This window comes from Rhodococcus sp. PSBB066 (assembly GCF_017068255.1).
Lineage (GTDB): Bacteria > Actinomycetota > Actinomycetes > Mycobacteriales > Mycobacteriaceae > Rhodococcus > Rhodococcus aetherivorans.
Window position 1 is genome coordinate 5,532,366 of the sequence record NZ_CP070859.1, and the last position, 19,063, is coordinate 5,551,428.

Sequence of the window (19,063 nt, forward strand, 5' to 3'; positions counted from 1 at the left end):
GGGCGGGCGAGGTCACCGGGTGGGGGGCGGGCGAATTCACTGTCGGGCTCCTATTGCGCGTAGGGCGAATGCGACGAGTTCGGGAACGGTGTCGGCGGCGGCCGCACCGGACTGCAGCGGACCGGTGAGGACCTCGCCGACAGCGCCGACGAGGGCGGCGGCGGCGAGGGCCGCGTTCCGGGGGGCGAGATCGCCCGAGTCGATGCCCCGGCGGACGGCCCCTTCGAACGCGGCCGCGAAGGCGCGTCGCAGCACCAGGCGCTCGGCGTCGACGGCCGCGTCGACGGGTTCGGCGAGCAGGGCGTAGGCCAGGGTGGGGTTGCGCATGGCGCGACGGGCGAAGGTCTCGACGACGGCGGCGACCTGCGCGGCGGCGCCGTCCGGCCGTGCCGTCTCGGCGGCGGCGACCACGGCGTCGACCTCCCGCCCGCACAGGCTGCGGAAGATGCGCACCATCAGCTCGGACTTGTCCACGTAGTGCCGGTAGACGCTGCCGGTGGCGACGCCGGCCCGCTCGGCGACGGCCGCGATGGACAGGCCCTGGTAGCCCCGTTCGGACAGCAGGCTCACCGCGGCGTCGGCGATCGCGTCGCGTTGCGCGTCGAGCCGTTGCTGCACGGCGGGGGTCCGGCGGTAGGCCACGAAAGGATTGAACCTCGATTCATAGCTTGGGTCAAGGATCGCGGCTACCGTCGGGGAGGTGAACCGGCTCAGCGTGGTGGACGAGATCTTCCTGCACAGACACCGTGGCCTCGGCATGCCCGTCGCCCTGCAGGGACTGTGGCGCACCGGCGACACCGTCGGCGCCCCCCTGCTGATCTCGCTGCACGACGCGCTCGGCCGCAGCCCCCTCGGCCGGCGCGTCGTGCGCCCGCACGTCCCCGGCGCGCGCCCCCGGCTCGAACCGGGTCACCACAGCTACCCGCTGCGCTACCCGCCCGAGCCGATCCCCGCCGCCGACGTCCTCGCCTGGGCGGACCAGCAGGCGGAGGTGGACGTCAACCCCGAACTCGGACCGGGATGGGCGCTGACCGCCACCCGGGTCGAGGGCGGCGGGACCGTCGTCTCGCTGGTGTGCTCGCACGTGCTCGCCGACGCGCGCGGCCTGATCGACGCCGTCGCCGACGCGCTGGCCGAGCGGATCCGCCCGTCCGACCCGGCGCGTGTCTCCGACGTGCGCGACGCCGCGCGCCTGGTCCGGCGTGTCGCCCGGGGCATGCGCCGGGCCCGCTGGTCCCCCGCCACCGAGAAGCCCCCGCGGCCCCGCCCGATCCGCTCCCCCGCCCGCACGGCACTGCTCGACGTCGACGCGACCGCGTGGGACACCGCGGCGGACGCGGCCGGCGGCACCCCCAACTCCCTCTTCCTCGCGCTCGCCGCGGGCATCGCCCACCGCGCCGGGCTCGACTGGCCGCTGCGGATCGCGGTGCCCGTCGACGGCCGCACCGCCGCCCCCGGCCTCCCCGACGACGGCGCCGGCAACGGAGTGACGATGACCGAGGTGGTGGTCGACGCGTCCGACACCCCGGCCTCGATCCGCCACCGCGCCCGTGCGGCGTACACCCGCCGCCGGGAGGGGGCGCCGCACGGTCTGCCGGACGAGGTGCTGCAACTGCTGCCCGACCGGCTCGCCGCGCGCCTCGCCGCGGGGGCCGGCGAGCGGGACCTGCTGTGCTCCAACATCGGGCCGCTGCCCCCGGTGCTCGACGGATTCGGCCCGCACCGCACCACCGGCGTCGCCACCCGCGCCGTCCACCCGGGCCTCGCGACCGCCCGGGCCTCGACGTCCACCCGGCTCGCCGCGTACCTGTGCCGGCAGGGCGACCGCTACACCCTGGCCCTCGTCGCGCTCGACGACGAGCACTTCCCCACCCGGGCCGCCCTGCGCGCGGACACGGACGCCGAGCTCGCCGCCCACGGGCTGCACGGCCGGCACTGGTAACCGCGGCACCTATGACTCGGCGTCACGTACAGTTCGAGCATGGCGGCTGAGACCCTTGTCACTGTTCCCGACGGCGCCCTGCGCGGCACCCGCATCGGCGACCTCCTCGCCTGGCGCGGCGTCCCCTACGCGGCACCCCCGGTGGGACCGCTGCGGCTGCGCGCCCCGCAGCCGGTGCAACCGTGGACCGGTGAACGCGATGCCACCCGCTTCGGCGCCGCGGCGAGCCAGCACCCGCGCGGCCTGACGATCGGTTTCCGGAAGCAGCAGCCCGCGAGCGAGGACTGCCTGACGCTCAACGTGCTGGCGCCCGCGGCGCCCGCCGCGATGCCGCGGGCGGTGCTGGTGTTCATCCACGGCGGCGCCTACACGCTGGGCACCACGGCGATGCCGCTCTACGGCGGGGAATCGCTGGTGCGCCGCGGTGACGTCATCTACGTGTCGATCAACTACCGGCTCGGCAGCCTCGGCTATCTCGACTTCACCCAGTTCTCCACGGCGGAAAGGCCTTTCGACTCGAACCTGGGGCTGCGCGACCAGGTCGCCGCGCTGGCATGGGTGCGCCGCAACATCGCCGCCTTCGGCGGGGACCCCGACAACATCACGATCTTCGGCGAATCCGCCGGCGGCAACGCCGTCACCACCCTGCTCGCCACACCCGCCGCCGCGGGACTGTTCGCCCGCGCCATCGCCCAGAGCTCGGCACCGAACCTCGTCGTCGACGCCGACCACGCGGCCGAGTGGGCGCGACGTTTCGTCGAACTGCTCGGCGCAGAACGAGATTCCGCGGTCGCGGCGCTCGAGTCCGCGACCCCGGCGGAGCTCGGCCGCGCCGCCCAGCGGCTCAGCGGGCGCATCCTGCACCAGACGCCCGGACTGCACGCGTTCGGTCCCGTCATCGACGGCGACTACCTACCCACCGCCCCGATCGAAGCCTACGAAACCGGTGCCGCACATCGGGTTCCGCTGATCATCGGCACCAACGCGCGGGAGGGCACGCTGTTCCCGCGGGTCCTCGACGCGCTGCCCACCAATCAGCTCCGCATCGAGCAGATGTTCGGGCTCACCGATCCCACGGCCCAGGAGCGCGTCGTCGCGGCCTATCCCGGCTACCCGGAGGCCCGCGCGGCCGTCGATCTCGGCGGCGATCTCACGTTCTGGCATCCCTCGATCGAGATCGCCCAGGCCCACGCCCGCCACGCCCCCACCTACAGCTACCGGTTCGACTACGCGCCGCCGCTGCTGCGCTGGACCGGCTTCCACGCCACCCACGCGTTCGAGCTGCTCGCCGTGTTCGGCCAGGCCGACACCGCGCTCGGCCGGGTGGTCACGGTCGCCGGGGGCCGGCGCGCGCTGCGCACGGTGAGCGACACGGTGCAGCGTCAGTGGCTGCACTTCGCGCAGGAGGGCGAGCCGCTGCCGTCGTGGCCGCGCTACGACGAGCGCGACCGCGCCACCGTCATCTTCGACGACCCGACGCGCGTGGAGTACGACCCGTGGCGGGAGCGGCGGCTGGCCTGGGCCGGGTACCGCGGCTACCGCGGTCTCGCGCTGCCGCAGGCGGGAGCGGTCACTTGACCACGGTCAGCAGGAACACGACGTCCTCGAGCGCGGTGACGCTGTGCCGGACGGTGGGCAGCACCAGGTAGTCGCCGGTTGAGCCCTTCCAGGAGTCGTCGCCGGCGATCAGGGACAGCCGCCCGCCGAGCACCTGCAGCGACCCCTCGCCGGGGCCGTCGTGCTCGGCGAGTTCGTGGCCGGCCAGCAGTGCCACCATCGTCTGCCGCAGATGCTTGGCGTGCCCGCCCAAGATCGTCTGCGAGCTGCGGCCGCTGCTCGATGCCGCCGCCAGCTTCAGTTGCTGTCGCGCCAGAGCCGTGAGGGAAAGCTTGTCCATGGCAGCCCTTCCTGGTCGGGGTACGCCCTCGCAGTATGGCCCACCGGGCGCGCCACCGGTCAGGTTCGCGCGTACCGGACGAAGCGGAACCCGATTCCGTCGCCGGATTCCTGCCGCGCGCCGACGTCCACGGCCGTCCACCCGGGACCGATCCGCGGGGCGAAGGCGTCCGCGCCGACCTCGAGGTCCACCTCCGTGACGAGCAGCCGCGTCGCATGCGGCATGGCCTGCGCGTAGATCTGGCCGCCGCCGATGACGCAGACGTCACCGCCGCCGGCGAGCGCCAGGGCCTCCGGCACGCCGTGGGCCACCTCGGCGCCCGCGTCCGACCAGGCCGGGTCACGGGTGACGACGATGTTGCGCCGGCCGGGCAGCGGCCGGAACCGCGGCGGCAGCGACTCCCACGTCAGCCGGCCCATGATCACCGGTTTACCCGTCGTCGCGGCCCGGAAGTGCGCCATGTCCTCGGGGATGCGCCACGGGATCGCGCCGTCACGGCCGATGCCGCCGTCGCGGTCCTGCGCCCAGATCAGGACGATGTCGCCCGTCTCCGTCATACCGCGACCGGCGCCTTGATCGGCGGGTGGTGCCGGTACCCGGTGATCTGCACGTCCTCGTACTCGTAGTCGAAGATCGACCCGCGCCGGTTCAGCTCCAGGGTGGGATACGGGTAGGGCGCGCGGGAGAGCTGCTCGGTGACCTGCTCGACGTGGTTGTCGTAGATGTGGCAGTCCCCGCCCGTCCACACGAACTCGCCCGGCTCGAGGTCGGTCTGCTGGGCCACCATGTGGGTCAGCAGCGCATAGCTGGCGATGTTGAACGGCACGCCGAGGAACAGGTCGGCGCTGCGCTGGTACAGCTGGCAGCTGAGCTTGCCGTCGGCGACGTGGAACTGGAAGAACGCGTGGCACGGCGCGAGCGCCATCCGGTCGATCTCGCCGACGTTCCACGCGGAGACCACGATGCGCCGCGAGTCGGGGTCGGTTCGGATCGTGTCGATCGCCTTGGTGATCTGATCGATGTGCCCGCCGTCGGGGGCGGGCCAGGAGCGCCACTGCACCCCGTAGACGGGACCGAGCTCGCCGTCGGCGTCGGCCCACTCGTCCCAGATCGTGACGCCGTGCTCCTGCAGCCACTTGACGTTCGAGTCGCCGCGCAGGAACCACAGCAGCTCGTACACGATGGACTTCAGGTGCACCTTCTTGGTGGTGATCAGCGGAAAGCCCTGCGAGAGGTCGAAGCGCATCTGGTGCCCGAACAGGCTGCGCGTCCCGGTGCCCGTGCGGTCGGCCTTGGGCGTGCCGGTGTCGAGCACCAGGCGGAGGAGGTCTTCGTACGGGGTCGGCACGGCAGTCACCACGACAGGCTATCGCCCGTGCGTGGTTGTGGTCGTTGGGGCAGCCCGAAGCACGCACGGGCGATAGCCTGACTCCATGCCCGAGCTGCCCGAGGTGGAGGCCCTGGCGGTGTTCCTGCGCGAGCACGCCGTCGGTGCCGTCGTCGGCCGGGTCGACGTGGCGGCGCTCAGCGTCCTGCAGACCGCCGACCCGCCGATCACCGTGCTGCAGGGCCGCGACGTCACCGGCGTGTCCCGCTTCGGAAAGTTCCTGGCCGTCGACTGCGCCGGTCTGTGGCTCGTCACGCACCTGTCGCGGGCGGGGTGGCTGCGCTGGCAGGACAACCCGTCGCCGGCACCGCCGAAGCTGGGCCGGGGGCCGCTCGCGCTGCGGGTACACCTGTTCACCCCCGACGCCGCCACCCCCGCCTTCGACCTCACCGAGGCCGGCACCCGCAAGCGCCTCGCCGTGTGGATCGCCGACCGTCCGCAGCAGGTGCCCGGCATCGCCCGGCTCGGTCCCGACGCCCTGGCCGTCACCGCCGACGAGCTGGCCGCGCGGCTGGCGGGCAGCACCGCACGCCTGAAGACCGCCCTCACCGACCAGCAGGTGCTCGCCGGGATCGGCAACGCCTACTCCGACGAGATCCTGCACGTCGCCCGGCTGTCGCCGTTCGCGCCGGCGGGCCGGCTCACCGACGAGCAGCGGCAGGCGCTGTACGACGCGCTGCGCACGGTGCTCCTCGACGCCGTGAGCCGTTCCGTGGGCCAGGATGCCGCGCGGCTCAAGGGTGAGAAGCGGTCCGGGATGCGGGTACACGCCCGCACGGGCCTGCCGTGCCCGGAGTGCGGCGACACCGTCCGCGAGGTCGCCTACGCCGAACGTTCCTTCCAGTACTGCCCCGCGTGCCAGACCGGCGGGAAGATCCTCGCGGACCGGCGGCTGTCGCGGCTGGTCAAGTGAGTGGTGTCGTTCGGGACCCGCGCAGATCCGGAAGGACACCACGGCGGTAGCGTGCGGCTGTGACGGTTCTCGACGGTCTCCGCGGGGGTGCCCGCACGCTCGACCCCGGCTACTTCGCGCTCGTGATGGCGACCGGCATCGTGTCGATCGGCATGCACCTGCAGGGCCTGGTCACGGTGTCGGCCGCGTTACTGCTGGTGTCCGTCGCCGCCTACGCCGTCCTGCTGGTGTTGACCGGGTGGCGGCTCGTGCGGTTCCGCGGCGAGGTCCGCGCCGACCTCACCGACGCGAGCCGCGCGTTCGGGTTCTTCACGTTCGTCGCGGGCAGCAACGTGCTGGGGATCCGCCTGACCATGGACGGGTGGCATTCGACGGCGGCGGTCCTGCTCGTCGGCGCGGGCGCGACGTGGCTCGTGCTCGGCTACGTGATTCCCTGGACGGCGGTGCTCGGCACTCGCAGACGCCCGGTGATCGCCAAGGCCAACGGCAGCTGGTTCGTGTGGGTGGTCGCGGCCCAGTCGGTCGCGCTCGCCGCAGCCACCCTCGAGCCGATCTACGACGACCTGCGGCGTCCGCTGTCGCTGGTGGCCGTGTTCGCGTGGTCGGTCGGCCTGTTCCTCTACGCCGCGGCGGGCGTGTTCGTCGCGGCCCGGATGATGCAGTATCCGCTCCGGCCGGTGGACCTCACGCCGTCGTACTGGGTGTCGATGGGCGCCGCGGCGATCACCGTGGTGGCCGGCTCACGCATCGTGGCGATGGAGTCGGCCCCGATGGTCGACGCCACCCGTGGACTCGTCGCCGGGCTGGTGGTGGTGTTCTGGGCGTTCGCGACGTGGCTGCTGCCCGCCCTCGTCGCCGCCGGGTGGTGGCGGCACCGCACCCACCGCATCCGGCTGCGCTACGAGCCGGGCCTGTGGTCGGTGGTCTTCCCGCTCGGGATGTACGGCGTCGCCGGGGTCTACCTCGCCGAGGCCGACGAGTTGCCGTGGGTCGGGGTGGTAGGCAGGACGGAACTGTGGGCGGCCGTGACGGTGTGGGCGGCGGTGTTCGCGGCGATGCTCGTGCACCTGGGGCGCACGGTGCTGCGTCCGCGTCCGGCTACCGTGGGCCGGTGACGACCGAGGACCTCGACGACGATTCCGTGCACGGCGTGCTGCACCACCCGGCCGGTGTCCCGCGCGGCGCGGTGGCGCTGACCCACGGGGCCGGCGGCAACTGCGACGCGGCGATCCTGCGGCAGGTGTGCAACGCGTTCGCCGACGCCGGGTTCCTCGCGTTGCGGTTCGACCTGCCGTTCCGGCGCCGGCGGCCGAAGGGGCCGCCGCAGCCGTCGCGGGCGGCGGAGGACCGGGCCGGGATCGCGGCGGCGGCCGAATCGATGCGGGCCCGCGCGAGCGGCCCACTCGTGCTCGGCGGCGTCTCGTACGGCGGCCGGCAGACGTCGATACTTGCCGCCGAGCAGCCCGACGTCGCGGACGCGCTCGTACTGCTGTCCTACCCGCTGCACCCGCCGGGCAAGCCCGGGAAGGCCCGCACCGAGCACCTGCCGTCCCTGACGGTGCCGACGGTCTTCGCGCACGGCGACCGGGACCCGTTCGGCAGCCTGGACGAGATGCGCGCCGCGCTGACCTTGATTCCGGCGCCCGTCGTGCTGGTCCCGGTGACCGGCGCGGCGCACGACCTCGGCAAGGCGAAGACCGATCCGGCACCGCCGATCGTGCACGCCGTGTCCGGACTGCTCTCGGACACGGCGTCCCGGCCGTGACACCCGCGGCCGCGGGTGTCACGCGTCGGTGGCGTGGGCCCGGCCGGAGGGCGGCGACCGCTGCCCTCCAGCCGGGCCTGGTCTCGTGTAGATCCTCGACGACGGCGGCCGGGGCGGTCTGTCGCATCCTCCACGAGCCGACCCGCCGTTGTGGCCGGTGTCAGGCCGTCGGTTCGCCCCTCCAACCTCCGACGGGACGCGGAAGCCGGGGCTAGAGTCGATCAAGTCGGACGTGGGAGCAGGGGAGGTGGGCGGTGCCTACGTCTCGGTTGCGGACCAACGCGAGGACCCTGCCGATCATCCTGGCCCTGTCCCTCGCCTTCACGATCACGGTCGTCGACCCGCTGGTGCTGAGCCTGAATCTGCCGCAGGTGAGCCGGGCCCTCGACGTGCCACCGCAGGTCGTCGGATTGCTGGGCGGTATGGCGACGCTGGTGATGGCCGCAGCCGTCCTCGCCGCGGGCAACCTTGGCGACGCGTTCGGGCTTCGACGCTTGCTGAGGTCGGGACTGGTCGTCGTCACGGTCGCCAATCTGCTCTCCATGCTCTCGCCCAACTACGCTTTTCTGCTTGCGATGCGCGTGTTGGACGGATTGGGAATGACGGCGCTGCTCGGAGTGCCGCTGGCCCTGCTCAAGACGTCCGTGACGGACAAGCAGCGGCCGACGGCCATCGGCGTTTTCGTGGCCATCGAGATGGTTCTCTGCGGGGTACTCCCCGCGTTGACGGGCTGGGCGGTGGCGGCCGTCGGCTGGCGAGTTGTGTTCCTGGTCGCACCGCTGCTTGCCATGATCTCGCTTCTGCTGACGGCGAGGTACGTCCCGGAGACGCCCGTTCAGCATCGCGCTCGGCTGGACGTGGCCGGCGTCATCCTGGTCGGTATGGCCCTCCTGGCACTCGTCATCGGACTGGCAGCCGCGCAGAACGGCGTCTTCCGGCCCGAGACATGGCTGCCGCTGGCCGTCAGCGTGGTCGCCGCCGTGCTTTTCGTTCGCCACGAACACCGCACCCCCGAACCGGCACTGGACCTGGCTCTGTTCGGAAGCCGGCCCTTCAGCGTGGCTCTGGCGGCGGCCTTCACGCTGAATTTCCTCATGGCAGGGCTCGGCATCGTCCTGGGGCAGTTCGGCAGTGTGGTGCTCGCGCTGTCACCGGAGACCATCGGCCTGTTGTTCCTCCCCGGCACACTGCTGATCGCCGGTTTCGTGGTCTTGTCCGGGAGCCTGGTGGGGAAGTTCTCGCCGAGACCGGTGATGGTCGTCGGCCTCCTGCTCATGGCAGCCGGCGGACTGCTGATGGCGGGCACGGTCAACCCGGCAATGGCGCTGTGGTTGCTCGTGGCGGCCGTATGGCTGTACAACCTGGGCTCGATGGTGACCTCCACATCGGTGTCCGAGACGGTGCTCTCCCAGGCGCCGAGCGGGCAGTCCGGAACGGTGGCTTCCGTGCAGTTGGCCTTCGGGATGACCGGCTATGCGTTCGGGCCCACCGTGTACCTGCTGCTTCTCAACGTATTCTTCCAGCGAGAATGGCTGGCCGACACCGAGGCACGCGGGCTGACGGCGACCCAGGGCGAGCAGGCCGTGGATGCCGCGCGTAGCGCGGTGGCGCAGAGCCCCGGCGGCGCCGGGTACGACCCGAACTTGCTTCGGCAGGTGGGCGGTCTCGATCTCGGAGCGGACTTGGCCGACGCGGTGCGACTCACCATGCTGACTGTCAGCGCCCTGCCGATCGCTGTGGCGGTGGCGGCCTTTGTGCTCATGTCCCGCCGCAAGAGGCCGATCAGGACGGTACGCAGGTGACCACCAGCACGTCCCTACGTGCCGGCTTGCCGCGGTCGACCGCTCGGATCGGCGAAACACCGTGCCGGGTGCAACGGTCGTCGCCCAGGAGGAAGGTGCCGGGTTCGCGCAGGGTCGTCGTCAGAAGGCGATCGCCCTCCGGGCCGAACACCGAACTTTCGCCGCCGACGGCATTGTCGACGCCGATCAACAGGGAACTGACCAGCGTGACACCGTCGCGGTGCAAGCCCTCGGGCGTGGGCCGGCCCTCGTCATCCGCCGTTGCGACCACGCGGAACGGATGCACCCAGACCGTCCATTCGGGAGCCTCGTCGAGGACCGGCGCGATCCGGCCCACCAGCTTCACCGTGCGCTCGAACAGCGGATCTTCGAGGAACGCGGCTGTCAGCGGTTCGAAATGGCGGTCTCGTGCGAGGTAGAGAGCGTTGGAGTCGTCAGGCTGTACGAATTCACGGTGCGCCGTCGGCGCCAGCGCGCCGTCGGCCGCCCGGTACCGGAACCGGCCGTAGCGCCGCAGCCGGTGAACGCCCTGTTCTGCCGCGTACGGGTCGGGCGCAAGCTCCTCCCAATGCGCGGAGAACCGAACCCACGCATCGGCGTCGGCACCGATGGATCGCCACAGGTCTGCCGCCGACATCAAGAACGTGCCCACGGAGGCGAGTGCTCGCCGGGCGGCTTCGACCGGATCCGTGCCGGCCTCCGTACCTCCCGCGGCTTCTTCCGTCATCTGCTCAGAGGTAGCAAGGACGGTCCCGACGCGCAACCATCGCCGGTGCAGACGGATGAACGCAGCTGCCCACCGAAAAGGCGCCGAACGAAATCCATTGGGTCGAAGAGCGCGAACACCACCGTCGGCACGGCGAGTTGCCCCGAAGCGGCCTCCGCCCGCCCGACGCGGCAGGCCCCGGTCAGGGAGTCTGCCGCGCCCGGCGTAACCGGTCGAGATCGTCCTGCACCCGTGCGCTCACGGCCACCGGATACGGCGACCCCGCCTCGTCGAGGGAACGAAGCGCCGGCGGAAGAGCGTCGATCTGCTGCCGTGCACGCCGTCGCGCCGCGTCGAGTCCGGCGTCGTACTGCGACAGCCGCCGGCCGCCCCGCATCACGGGCACCAGCAGCGGCTCACCCGGGAGGTTCTCGTCGGGCCGGCCGATGATGTCGCCTGTGAAGACGCCGTCGTCGACCCGGCGGTACACCTGTTTGCGCCCGGGAGGGAGGACCTTGCCGCTCGACAGCTTCGTCCGCCCGACGCCGGCGTACTCGACGAGCTTGTACGCCATATCGAGCGTGGGCGCGTCCTGGGCGACGGAGAGCTGGGTGCCCACCCCGAAGCCGTCGATGGGACAGCCGTCGGCCAGCAGTGCCGCCACGCTGTACTCGTCGAGGCCCGACGAGGCGAAGATCCGGACGTCGTGCAGACCCGCCGCGTCGAGCCGGGCGCGCGCCGCCTTCGACAGCGCCCCGAGATCCCCGGAATCCAGCCGGACCGCCCGCACGTCGAACCGGTCGCCCAGTCGCTCGGCCAGTTCGACGACCAGGTCGACGCCGCGGAGTGTGTCGTAGGTGTCGACGAGCAACGTCGTGCCGGGATTGAGCCGGGCGAACGCCTCGAAGGCGTCGAACTCGTCGTCGAACGCCTGGACGAAGCTGTGGGCCATCGTGCCGAACGCGGGTATTCCGTATTCCTTGGCCGCGCGCAGGTTGGAGGTTCCCGCCGCACCCGCGAGGTAGCTGGTCCGGGCGACCTCGAGGGCGGCGTCGGTGCCGTGGGCCCGGCGCGCCCCGAAATCCACCACCAGCCGCCCGCGGGCGGCCTCGACCACCCGCGCGGCCTTGCTCGCGAGGACACACTGCAGGTGGATCCGGTTCAGAACGAAGGTCTCGACGAGCTGCGCCTCCAGGATCGGCGCGACGACCTGGACGATCGGCTCGTTCGGAAAGACGACGGTGCCCTCCGGCACGGCCCACACGTCGCCGGTGAAACGCACCCCGGCGAGCCGCTCGAGGAACTCGTCGGAGAACAGGCCGAGGCCGCGCAGGTACTGCAGGTCGTCCTCCTCGAACCGGAACGCCTCGAGGAAATCGAGCACGTCGGGCAGGCCGGCGGCCAGCACATAGGACCGTCCCGGCGGAAGCTTGCGGAAGAACGTCTCGAACACGGCCGTGTCCGACATTCCCAGAGCCAGATAGGCCTGCGCCATAGTGACCTCGTACAGGTCGGTGAACAGCGCGGCACCGCGCGGCGGAACTCCCATGGCAGCCGTCACCCGTCTCCGTCGAACCCGGCCCGTCCGGGCCCGTTCTCCATATGCGGATTCTCACACGCCGGCGACGGGCTGCGGCCGTGTTGCCCCCTTTTGCCGCGGTGCACGGACCGGCACTCGGGGCCGCGCGAGGAGTGCACCTATGCTGACGGGTGTGAGCGCTCCCGGTGACAACGGCACGATCGACGACACCGCCGACATCGACGGACTGCTCGCCGAGATCCGTGAACGGCTCACCGACACCGTTACCACCCCGGCGAGCATGCAGAGCCTGCTCGAGGCGGTGCTCGTCGTCGGGTCGGGCCTCGAACTCGACTCCATGCTGCAGCGCATCGTCTCCGCGGCCGTCGCGCTGCTCGGCGCCCGCTACGGTGCGCTCGGCGTGCGGGCGCCCGACGGCGGGCTGTCGGAGTTCGTGTATGTCGGCATCGACCCGGCCGAGCGCAGCCGCATGGGGCACCTGCCCGAGGGTCGGGGCCTGCTCGGCCTGCTCATCAACGACCCGCGGCCGGTGCGGATCGCGGACCTGTCGGAGCATCCCGCCTCGATCGGCTTCCCACCCGGCCACCCACCGATGAAGAGCTTCCTCGGCACGCCGATCATGGTGCGCGGCAGGGTTTTCGGAAGCATCTATCTCACCGAGAAGATCGACGGTCCCGCCTTCACCGAAGAGGACGAGGTGATCCTGAAGGTCCTCGCCACCTCCGCGGGCGTCGCGATCGACAACGCCCGCCTGTTCGAGGGGTCCCTCACCCGCGAACGCTGGCTCGAGGCGGTGGCCGCGATCAACTCACGGTTGCTGGTGGGCGGTTCCGTCGACGAGACCCTGGCGCTCCTGGTCGACCGGGTCCGGGACCTCGCCCACACCGTGGGCACCTACGTCCTGCTGGTCGACGGCACCGAGGGGACCGTCCGGGCCGCCGCCGCGCCCGACCCGCCGGCGACGGGCTCGCGTCTCGACCTCACCGATTCTCCTGCGCTGCAGGCGATCCGCACCAGGCGCACACTGATCACCGACAACCTCGAGGGGCTTCCGGCAGCCGGCGCGGGCCGCGCCGCGATCCTGCCGCTGTCCGCCACGTCGGGGGTCACCGGCGTACTGATCGCCACCCGGTCGGCCCGTTCCGATGCGTGGGACGACGCGGAGGTCACGCGCCTTAAGTCCATGGCCGACCTGGTCACGGTGGCACTCGAATTCGCGGCGCAACAACGCAAGAAGCGGCTGCTCGACGTGCTCGCCGACCGGGACCGGATCGCACAGGATCTGCACGACAACGTGATCCAGCGCCTCTTCGCCACCGGGATGAGCCTGCAGAGCACCCTGGTGCCCGGCACCGATCCGGACCGGGTCGCGGACATCGTCCAGCACGCCGTCGAGCAGCTCGACCGCACGGTCCGCGAGATCCGCACCACCATCTTCGATCTGCACACCACCGGCGCCGCGGCGTCGACCAGCCTGCGGCGGCGGCTGCTGGATGTGGTCGGCGACCTGACCACTCAGTCCCCCGTGGCGCCGAACGTCCAATTCGCCGGCGCCATCGACACTCTCGTACCCGCACGCATCCATCCGCATGCCGAGGCGGTGCTGCGGGAGGGACTGAGCAACGCGCTGCGCCACTCGCAGTCGGAGAAGATCTCCGTATCCGTCACCGCGGGCGACGAGTTCACGATCGAGATCGTCGACGACGGCATCGGGCTGCCGGACACCCCGCGCCGCAGCGGCCTCGCGAACCTCGAGCGGCGCGCCCAGCAGTGCGGCGGCCGCTGCAGCACCGGACCCGGCGACAGGGGCGGGACGCGCGTGCTGTGGCAGGTCCCCCTGTGACCCGGGGTCCCCGTCAGACCTCGCGCTGCTTGCGCAGCTCGGTGGCGAGCACCGCGGCCTGCGTGCGGCGCTGCATCCCGAGCTTGGCCAGCAGCCGCGAGACGTAGTTCTTGATCGTCTTCTCCGCCAGGAACAGCCGCTCGGCGATCTCCCGGTTGGTCAGGCCCTCCCCGATCAGCTCGAACACGGCCCGCTCCTGCTCCGACAGCTCGGCGAGCGGGTCCGCCGTGCGGGACGCGCGGATGCGTTCCATGAGCGCGGCCGTCGCCCGGCTGTCGAGCAGCGAGCCGCCGGCCGCGACGGTCCGGATCGCCGAGACCAGGTCGGTGCCGAGGATCTGCTTGAGGACGAATCCGGACGCGCCCGCCATGATCGCGTCGAACAGGGCCTCGTCGTCGGCGTAGGAGGTGAGCATGAGCGCGCGCAGCTCCGGCATGCGGGCCCGCAGCTCGCGGCACAGTTCGACGCCGTTGCCGTCGGGCAGGCGCACGTCGAGCACCGCGACTTCGGCTCCGCTGCCCGGGATGCGGGCCAGCGCCTCACCGACCGACGCGGCCTCCCCGACAACCGTGAAGTCGGGCACGCTGTCGAGCAGGTCGACCAACCCGCGCCGCACGATCTCATGGTCGTCGACGAGAAATACCCGAGGCATCGTCCCTCACCTTTCCTGACACCGGCATTGCGGTGACCATCGTCTCAGCTCGCTCGCGCGCCGCCGACCCCGGGCCGTTCGACGGCAGTTTCGGGACCTTCGGCACATGCGCCCGGTGCAGCCCGCGGGCGATGCTCGGACAGTCATCCTCGATGAGCCGTGCGAGGTGACCGACCAGGACGAGGAGGCTGCGATGTCCACGGTGCCCGACACCTGGTCCACGAGCGACACCGAGGTGATCGCGCGTGCCGTGATCGAGGCCCCCTCGATCCACGACACTCAGCCGTGGAGCCTGCGCCTCCCGGCCCGCACGGCCGAACTCGAGGAGCGGGTCGAGTTCGCCGCCCCCGGCCAGGACCCCCTGCGCCCGGATCGGCTGATCTCGTGCGGAGCCGCCGTCGCCAACCTCGAACTCGGCATCCGGGTGCTCGGCTGGAGCACCCGGACCCTGCTGCTGCCCGAGCCGGAGCGGCCCGAGCTGATCGCACGGATCGAGGCAGCGGCGCCGGCCACTCCTTCGAGCACCGACCTGGGGTTCTTCGCCGCCATCTCGCACCGGCGCAGCCACCGCGAGTCGTTCGCCCGGATCCCGGTGCCGGCGACCACCATCGCCGACGTGATGGCCGCCGCCGACCTCCCCGGGGTCCAGGTTCGCCTGCTGGCGTCGGACGAGGCCCCGGCGCTCGCCGACATGCTCACCTACTCGGCCGACGCGATGCGCCGCAATCCGTACTACCAGCGCGAGATGTTCCGGTGGACGTCGCACTGGCACCCCGAGGGCAACGCCGAGGTGGTGACCGACTGGGGCGCCGATCTCGACGCCGGCGGCCCCGCCGGGCGCGCGCTGATCACCACCGGCGTGCCGGACACCACCGAACTCGCGGCGGCCATCGACCGGGAGACCGTGCTGGTGTTCTCGGTGCACTCCGGCGATCCGATCGACCTGGTCCGGGTGGGCATCGCCTCCGAGCGGGCGTGGCTGGCGGCGGTCGACGCCCGGTTGTCGGCGTCCGTACTCACCTATCCACTGCGCGTGGAGGATTCGGCTGACCGGCTCGCCGAGCGGATGGACATCGACGGCCTGCCGCAACTGATCATGCGCATCGGGTTCTGACCCGACCGAACCGACCGCCGGGCGCCGCAGGGGGGCGCCCGGGGTCCCACCAGAGAGGGAATACATCACTGTGACCAGGGAACTCACGGATCTCGAACTGCTCCGAGAGCTCGAGCCGATCGCCGAGGACAACGTCCACCGCCACCTGGCGATGGCGAAGGACTGGCATCCGCACGACTACGTTCCGTGGGACGCGGGCCGCAACTTCGCCGCCCTCGGCGGCATCGACTGGGACCCCGACCAGTCCGCGCTGTCCGAAACCGCGCAGGCAGCGATGATCACCAATCTGCTCACCGAGGACAACCTGCCCTCCTACCACCGCGAGATCGCCGAGCACTTCAGCCTCGACGGCGCCTGGGGCACGTGGGTGGGCCGCTGGACGGCCGAGGAGAACAAGCACTCCGTCGTCATGCGGGACTACCTGGTGGTCACCCGCGGTGTGGACCCCGTCGCGCTCGAGAACGCACGCATGGCGCACATGACCACCGGATTCGACCCGGGCTCGACGTCGATGCTCGAGTCCGTGTCGTACGTGACCTTCCAGGAACTGGCGACCCGGGTCTCGCACCGCAACACCGGTAAGGCCTGCGGGGATCCGATCGCGGACCGCATGCTCGCCCGCGTCGCCGCGGACGAGAACCTGCACATGATGTTCTATCGCAACATCGTCGAGGGCGCCCTCGACATCGCCCCCGACCAGGCGCTCGCCGCGATCATGAGCGTGCTGACCCGCTTTCGGATGCCGGGCGCGTCGATGGCGAACTTCCGGCGCAACGCCGTGCTGATCGCCAAGGGCGGCATCTACGACCTGCGGCAGCATCTCGACGACGTGGTGCTGCCGGTGCTCCGCAAGTGGCGCGTGTTCGACCGCACCGACTTCGGCGGCCGCGGCGAGCAGCTGCGCGAGGACCTCGACGCCTTCCTCACCGACCTGCAGACGAAGGCCGAGCGGTTCGAGGAAGCCCGGGACCGGGCGCTGGCCCGTCAGGCCCGGCGCGACGAACACGCAGGGGCGAGCGCATGACCAGCGTGCGCGAGCCCGGATCCCGGGAGGACCGCGACACCGGGTCGGCAGAGCTGTTCGGCTCGGTGCTCGACATGGCCCGCGCCGCGAAGCGGGGCGACGTGTCCGGATGGCTGACCGTCAAGAGCGGCACGCACCGCCCGGAGGACGTCGCCTTCCTCAGTTCGCAGATGCTCGGCGTGCTGATCGAGAACGACGCCGTCCGTCGCGGGGTGCATCCCGCCGACGTGTGGAGCGAGCTGCGCCGGCGCGGCCTCGACGACTTCGGCTGACCACGCGGCGACCCGGAACCACCCGGCGACGATGCCCGGCACCCGCTCAGGGTGCCGGGCATCGAGCGTCCGGGTACGTTCCCGGCGGTCGCGCGCTGCGATGCTTCCCGCACGCGTAGGGACGCGCGCGGGAAGCACCATGCCGCGCAAACACATGCGGCGCAGGCCGCGACGGGACGGCTACTTCTCACCGTCCGGCCGGACGATCAGCACGGGGCAGTCGGCCGTCTGCATCAGCGCGTTGCTGGTCGATCCGAGCAGCAGGCCCTTGAAGCCGCCGCGGCCGCGGGAGCCCACGACGATCAGCTGGGCGCGTTCGGCGTACTCGCTCAGCACCCGCACCGGCCGGTCCCGCGCGACGACGCGCTCGACGACGACGTCCGGGTAGCGCTCCTGGAACCCGGCGAGGTTCTCGGCGAGCACGACCTCCTCCCCCGTCTGGATCCTGCTCCACTGCGGATCCTCGGGCACCGCGCCCAGGGACGGCTGCACGCTCACGTCGCTCCACACGTTCACCGCGACGAGCGTCGCCTTGCGGGCGGCCGCCTCGGCGAACGCCACCTCGACGGCGCGCACGGAGGCCTCGGAACCGTCGACGCCGACCACGACCGGGCCGTCGGAGGGCGGTGCCCCGTCGAGGGTGCGGCCGCGCACGATCGCGACCGGGCAGTGGGCGTGCGAGGCGAGACCGAGGGTGACGGAGCCGACGAGCAGCCCCTTCACCTCCCCGAGCCCGCGCGAGCCGAGCACGATGGTGTCGGCACGGTTCGAGAGGTCGACGAGGGTGGGGACGACCTTGCCCTCGATCTGCTCCGTGGTGATCTCGACCGGGCCCTGCTCGTCGGCGATGCGCTTGGCGAGCACCTTGGCACTGTCGAGCCGCGCCCGCGCCGTCTCCTTCATCTCCTCGTGGAAGCTCTCCGCGAGGTAGGGCTCGGAGTAGTAGAACGCGGGGATGTGCACGACGGTGACGATGTGCAGCGGCAGCGCGCGGGCCGCGGCAGCGCGGGCCGCCCAGATCACCGCGGTCGCCGCCGCGTCGGATCCGTCGACCGCGACGACGATCGGTTGGGTTTCGGTCATGAAAATCCCCTCTGTCGGCGGGCCGGTGGGCCCGGGTTCTCACATCGGCGCGGGTGTCAGTTGCAGATCTCCCGCAGCTGTTCGATCAGTCGGACCCGGCCGGCGGTGTTCTCCGCGATCGGGTTGACGTTGAGGGTGGTGACGCCGGCTTCGGCGAACGCGGCGACGCGTTCCCGGACGTAACTCTCGGGCCCGATGAGCGAGACCGCCCGCACCAGGTCGTCGGGCACCGCGGCGGCGGCCTCCTCCTTCCGGCCTGCGAGGTACAGGTCCTGGATGGTCTCCGCCTCCTTCGCGTACCCGTAGCGGACGGCGAGGTCGTTGTAGAAGTTCTTGCCCTTCGCCCCCATGCCGCCGATGTACAGCGCGAGGTGCGGGCGTACGAAGTCGAGCAGGAAGTCGACGTCGTCGCCGATCGCGAGCGCCGCGCCGACGTAGACCTGCAGGTCCCCGAGCGCGGGATCGCGCTTGGCCTTGCCGCGCGCGAGGGACTCGCCCCACACGTCGGCGGCCTTCTCGGGATAGAAGAAGATCGGTTCCCAGCCCTCGGCGATCTCGGCGGTCATCTCGACGTTCTTGGGGCCGATCGCGGCGATCAGGACGGGGATGCGTTCGCGCACCGGGTGATTGATCAGCTTGAGCGGCTTGCCGAGTCCGGTGCCCTTCTCCGGCGGCAGCGGGATCTGGTAGTACTTGCCCTGGTACTCGACCTTCTCCCGGCGCCACACCTGGCGGCAGATGTCGACGAGTTCACGGGTCCGGCCGAGCGGCGCGTCGTATTTGACGCCGTGGAATCCCTCGATGACCTGCGGGCCGGACGCACCGATACCCAGGACGAAGCGGCCGTCGGAGACGTAGTCGAGACCTGCGGCGGTCATCGCCGTCAGGCTCGGCGTGCGGGTGTAGATCTGGAAGATGCCCGAGGCCAGCTCGAGTCGTTCGGTCTTGGCCGCGAGGTAGCCGAGCTGACTGACCGCGTCGAACGAGTACGCCTCCGGTACGAAGACGATGTCGAGGCCGGCCCGTTCGAGATCGGCCACCTCCGCCGCCGTCTCGGCGAATCCGCCGCTGTAGTTCAATCCCATCCCGATGCGCATCCGCATACCCCGTGATTCGTTGGTGC

Annotated in this window: 19 protein-coding genes; 10 read left to right on the plus strand and 9 right to left on the minus strand. The window is 71.5% G+C overall.

The window, feature by feature from the left end; genetic code table 11:
- Positions 1–36: 36 nt before the first annotated feature.
- Entirely contained in the window at positions 37–642 is a 606-nt protein-coding gene (locus JYA75_RS25165; RefSeq protein WP_029541968.1) for a TetR/AcrR family transcriptional regulator, read from the minus strand.
- 58 nt (positions 643–700) lie between these two features.
- Here JYA75_RS25165 and JYA75_RS25170 point away from each other — a divergent pair, with 58 nt between their 5' ends.
- Complete coding sequence (locus JYA75_RS25170) at positions 701–1,942, plus strand: hypothetical protein (protein ID WP_072634555.1); 1,242 nt, start codon at positions 701–703, stop codon at positions 1,940–1,942.
- 39 nt (positions 1,943–1,981) lie between these two features.
- Positions 1,982–3,520, plus strand: a complete 1,539-nt coding sequence (locus JYA75_RS25175) for a carboxylesterase/lipase family protein (protein WP_203329509.1) — start codon at positions 1,982–1,984, stop codon at positions 3,518–3,520.
- Here the strand turns inward: JYA75_RS25175 and JYA75_RS25180 are convergent.
- Genes JYA75_RS25180 through JYA75_RS25190 form a run of 3 tightly spaced genes read right to left on the minus strand, consistent with a single transcriptional unit; the run spans position 3,513 to position 5,187 of the window.
- On the minus strand, positions 3,513–3,839 hold the full coding sequence (locus tag JYA75_RS25180) for a cupin domain-containing protein (protein WP_006933250.1): 327 nt from the start codon (positions 3,837–3,839) through the stop codon (positions 3,513–3,515). The two genes, JYA75_RS25175 and JYA75_RS25180, sit on opposite strands and share 8 nt — an antisense overlap.
- 59 nt (positions 3,840–3,898) lie before the next feature.
- Positions 3,899–4,396 carry a dihydrofolate reductase gene (locus JYA75_RS25185; protein ID WP_029541961.1) on the minus strand — a complete coding sequence of 166 codons (498 nt, stop codon included), beginning with the start codon at positions 4,394–4,396 and terminating at the stop codon, positions 3,899–3,901.
- On the minus strand, positions 4,393–5,187 hold the full coding sequence (locus JYA75_RS25190; RefSeq protein WP_006933254.1) for a thymidylate synthase: 795 nt from the start codon (positions 5,185–5,187) through the stop codon (positions 4,393–4,395). The genes JYA75_RS25185 and JYA75_RS25190 overlap by 4 nt, the downstream gene beginning before the upstream one ends.
- An 85-nt stretch (positions 5,188–5,272) precedes the next feature.
- Between JYA75_RS25190 and JYA75_RS25195 the strand changes: the two genes are divergently transcribed.
- The 4 genes from JYA75_RS25195 (at position 5,273) to JYA75_RS25210 (ending at position 9,706) form a co-directional block, all read left to right on the plus strand.
- Entirely contained in the window at positions 5,273–6,139 is an 867-nt protein-coding gene (locus tag JYA75_RS25195) for a DNA-formamidopyrimidine glycosylase family protein (RefSeq protein WP_203329510.1), read from the plus strand.
- A gap of 59 nt (positions 6,140–6,198) precedes the next feature.
- Entirely contained in the window at positions 6,199–7,254 is a 1,056-nt protein-coding gene (locus tag JYA75_RS25200; RefSeq protein ID WP_050034743.1) for a tellurite resistance/C4-dicarboxylate transporter family protein, read from the plus strand.
- Positions 7,251–7,904 carry an alpha/beta family hydrolase gene (locus tag JYA75_RS25205; protein ID WP_050034742.1) on the plus strand — a complete coding sequence of 218 codons (654 nt, stop codon included), beginning with the start codon at positions 7,251–7,253 and terminating at the stop codon, positions 7,902–7,904. Before JYA75_RS25200 ends, JYA75_RS25205 begins: the two co-directional genes overlap by 4 nt.
- A gap of 269 nt (positions 7,905–8,173) precedes the next feature.
- Positions 8,174–9,706, plus strand: a complete 1,533-nt coding sequence (locus tag JYA75_RS25210; RefSeq protein ID WP_029541955.1) for an MFS transporter — start codon at positions 8,174–8,176, stop codon at positions 9,704–9,706.
- On the opposite strand, the gene JYA75_RS25215 is transcribed toward JYA75_RS25210, so the two are convergent.
- On the minus strand, positions 9,687–10,433 hold the full coding sequence (locus JYA75_RS25215) for a 2OG-Fe dioxygenase family protein (RefSeq protein WP_050034741.1): 747 nt from the start codon (positions 10,431–10,433) through the stop codon (positions 9,687–9,689). The genes JYA75_RS25210 and JYA75_RS25215 overlap by 20 nt on opposite strands.
- Before the next feature lie 181 nt (positions 10,434–10,614).
- Entirely contained in the window at positions 10,615–11,961 is a 1,347-nt protein-coding gene (locus JYA75_RS25220) for a nicotinate phosphoribosyltransferase (RefSeq protein WP_203330224.1), read from the minus strand.
- A 151-nt stretch (positions 11,962–12,112) separates the two neighbouring features.
- Here JYA75_RS25220 and JYA75_RS25225 point away from each other — a divergent pair, with 151 nt between their 5' ends.
- The gene (locus tag JYA75_RS25225) at positions 12,113–13,795 is read left to right on the plus strand and encodes a GAF domain-containing protein (RefSeq protein ID WP_050034739.1); all 1,683 of its coding nucleotides are present in this window, start codon (positions 12,113–12,115) and stop codon (positions 13,793–13,795) included.
- A gap of 13 nt (positions 13,796–13,808) precedes the next feature.
- Here the strand turns inward: JYA75_RS25225 and JYA75_RS25230 are convergent, their stop codons facing one another.
- Positions 13,809–14,447, minus strand: coding sequence for a response regulator transcription factor (locus JYA75_RS25230; protein ID WP_029541947.1), 639 nt, complete (start codon positions 14,445–14,447; stop codon positions 13,809–13,811).
- A gap of 193 nt (positions 14,448–14,640) precedes the next feature.
- Here JYA75_RS25230 and JYA75_RS25235 point away from each other — a divergent pair, with 193 nt between their 5' ends.
- The 3 genes from JYA75_RS25235 to JYA75_RS25245 all read left to right on the plus strand — a co-directional run bounded on the left by JYA75_RS25235 (position 14,641) and on the right by JYA75_RS25245 (position 16,857).
- Positions 14,641–15,561, plus strand: coding sequence for a nitroreductase family protein (locus tag JYA75_RS25235; protein ID WP_050036289.1), 921 nt, complete (start codon positions 14,641–14,643; stop codon positions 15,559–15,561).
- Positions 15,562–15,631: 70 nt separating this feature from the next.
- Positions 15,632–16,585, plus strand: coding sequence for an acyl-ACP desaturase (locus JYA75_RS25240; protein WP_043797719.1), 954 nt, complete (start codon positions 15,632–15,634; stop codon positions 16,583–16,585).
- Positions 16,582–16,857 carry a hypothetical protein gene (locus JYA75_RS25245; protein WP_006933270.1) on the plus strand — a complete coding sequence of 92 codons (276 nt, stop codon included), beginning with the start codon at positions 16,582–16,584 and terminating at the stop codon, positions 16,855–16,857. The genes JYA75_RS25240 and JYA75_RS25245 overlap by 4 nt, the downstream gene beginning before the upstream one ends.
- Before the next feature lie 180 nt (positions 16,858–17,037).
- On the opposite strand, the gene JYA75_RS25250 is transcribed toward JYA75_RS25245, so the two are convergent.
- On the minus strand, positions 17,038–17,940 hold the full coding sequence (locus tag JYA75_RS25250; protein WP_006933272.1) for a universal stress protein: 903 nt from the start codon (positions 17,938–17,940) through the stop codon (positions 17,038–17,040).
- A gap of 56 nt (positions 17,941–17,996) precedes the next feature.
- Positions 17,997–19,037, minus strand: coding sequence for an LLM class F420-dependent oxidoreductase (locus JYA75_RS25255; protein ID WP_029541944.1), 1,041 nt, complete (start codon positions 19,035–19,037; stop codon positions 17,997–17,999).
- Positions 19,038–19,063 lie beyond the last annotated feature (26 nt).

Bases quoted from the DNA above. Each gene is read 5' to 3' on its own strand.
- JYA75_RS25175 (WP_203329509.1), top strand. From the start codon at position 1,982: ATGGCGGCTGAGACCCTTGTCACTGTTCCCGACGGCGCCCTGCGCGGC.
- JYA75_RS25180 (WP_006933250.1), bottom strand. From the start codon at position 3,839: ATGGACAAGCTTTCCCTCACGGCTCTGGCGCGACAGCAACTGAAGCTG.
- JYA75_RS25185 (WP_029541961.1), bottom strand. From the start codon at position 4,396: ATGACGGAGACGGGCGACATCGTCCTGATCTGGGCGCAGGACCGCGAC.
- JYA75_RS25195 (WP_203329510.1), top strand. From the start codon at position 5,273: ATGCCCGAGCTGCCCGAGGTGGAGGCCCTGGCGGTGTTCCTGCGCGAG.
- JYA75_RS25215 (WP_050034741.1), bottom strand. From the start codon at position 10,433: ATGACGGAAGAAGCCGCGGGAGGTACGGAGGCCGGCACGGATCCGGTC.
- JYA75_RS25220 (WP_203330224.1), bottom strand. From the start codon at position 11,961: ATGGGAGTTCCGCCGCGCGGTGCCGCGCTGTTCACCGACCTGTACGAG.
- JYA75_RS25225 (WP_050034739.1), top strand. From the start codon at position 12,113: ATGCTGACGGGTGTGAGCGCTCCCGGTGACAACGGCACGATCGACGAC.
- JYA75_RS25230 (WP_029541947.1), bottom strand. From the start codon at position 14,447: ATGCCTCGGGTATTTCTCGTCGACGACCATGAGATCGTGCGGCGCGGG.
- JYA75_RS25235 (WP_050036289.1), top strand. From the start codon at position 14,641: ATGTCCACGGTGCCCGACACCTGGTCCACGAGCGACACCGAGGTGATC.
- JYA75_RS25245 (WP_006933270.1), top strand. From the start codon at position 16,582: ATGACCAGCGTGCGCGAGCCCGGATCCCGGGAGGACCGCGACACCGGG.
- JYA75_RS25250 (WP_006933272.1), bottom strand. From the start codon at position 17,940: ATGACCGAAACCCAACCGATCGTCGTCGCGGTCGACGGATCCGACGCG.
- JYA75_RS25255 (WP_029541944.1), bottom strand. From the start codon at position 19,037: ATGCGCATCGGGATGGGATTGAACTACAGCGGCGGATTCGCCGAGACG.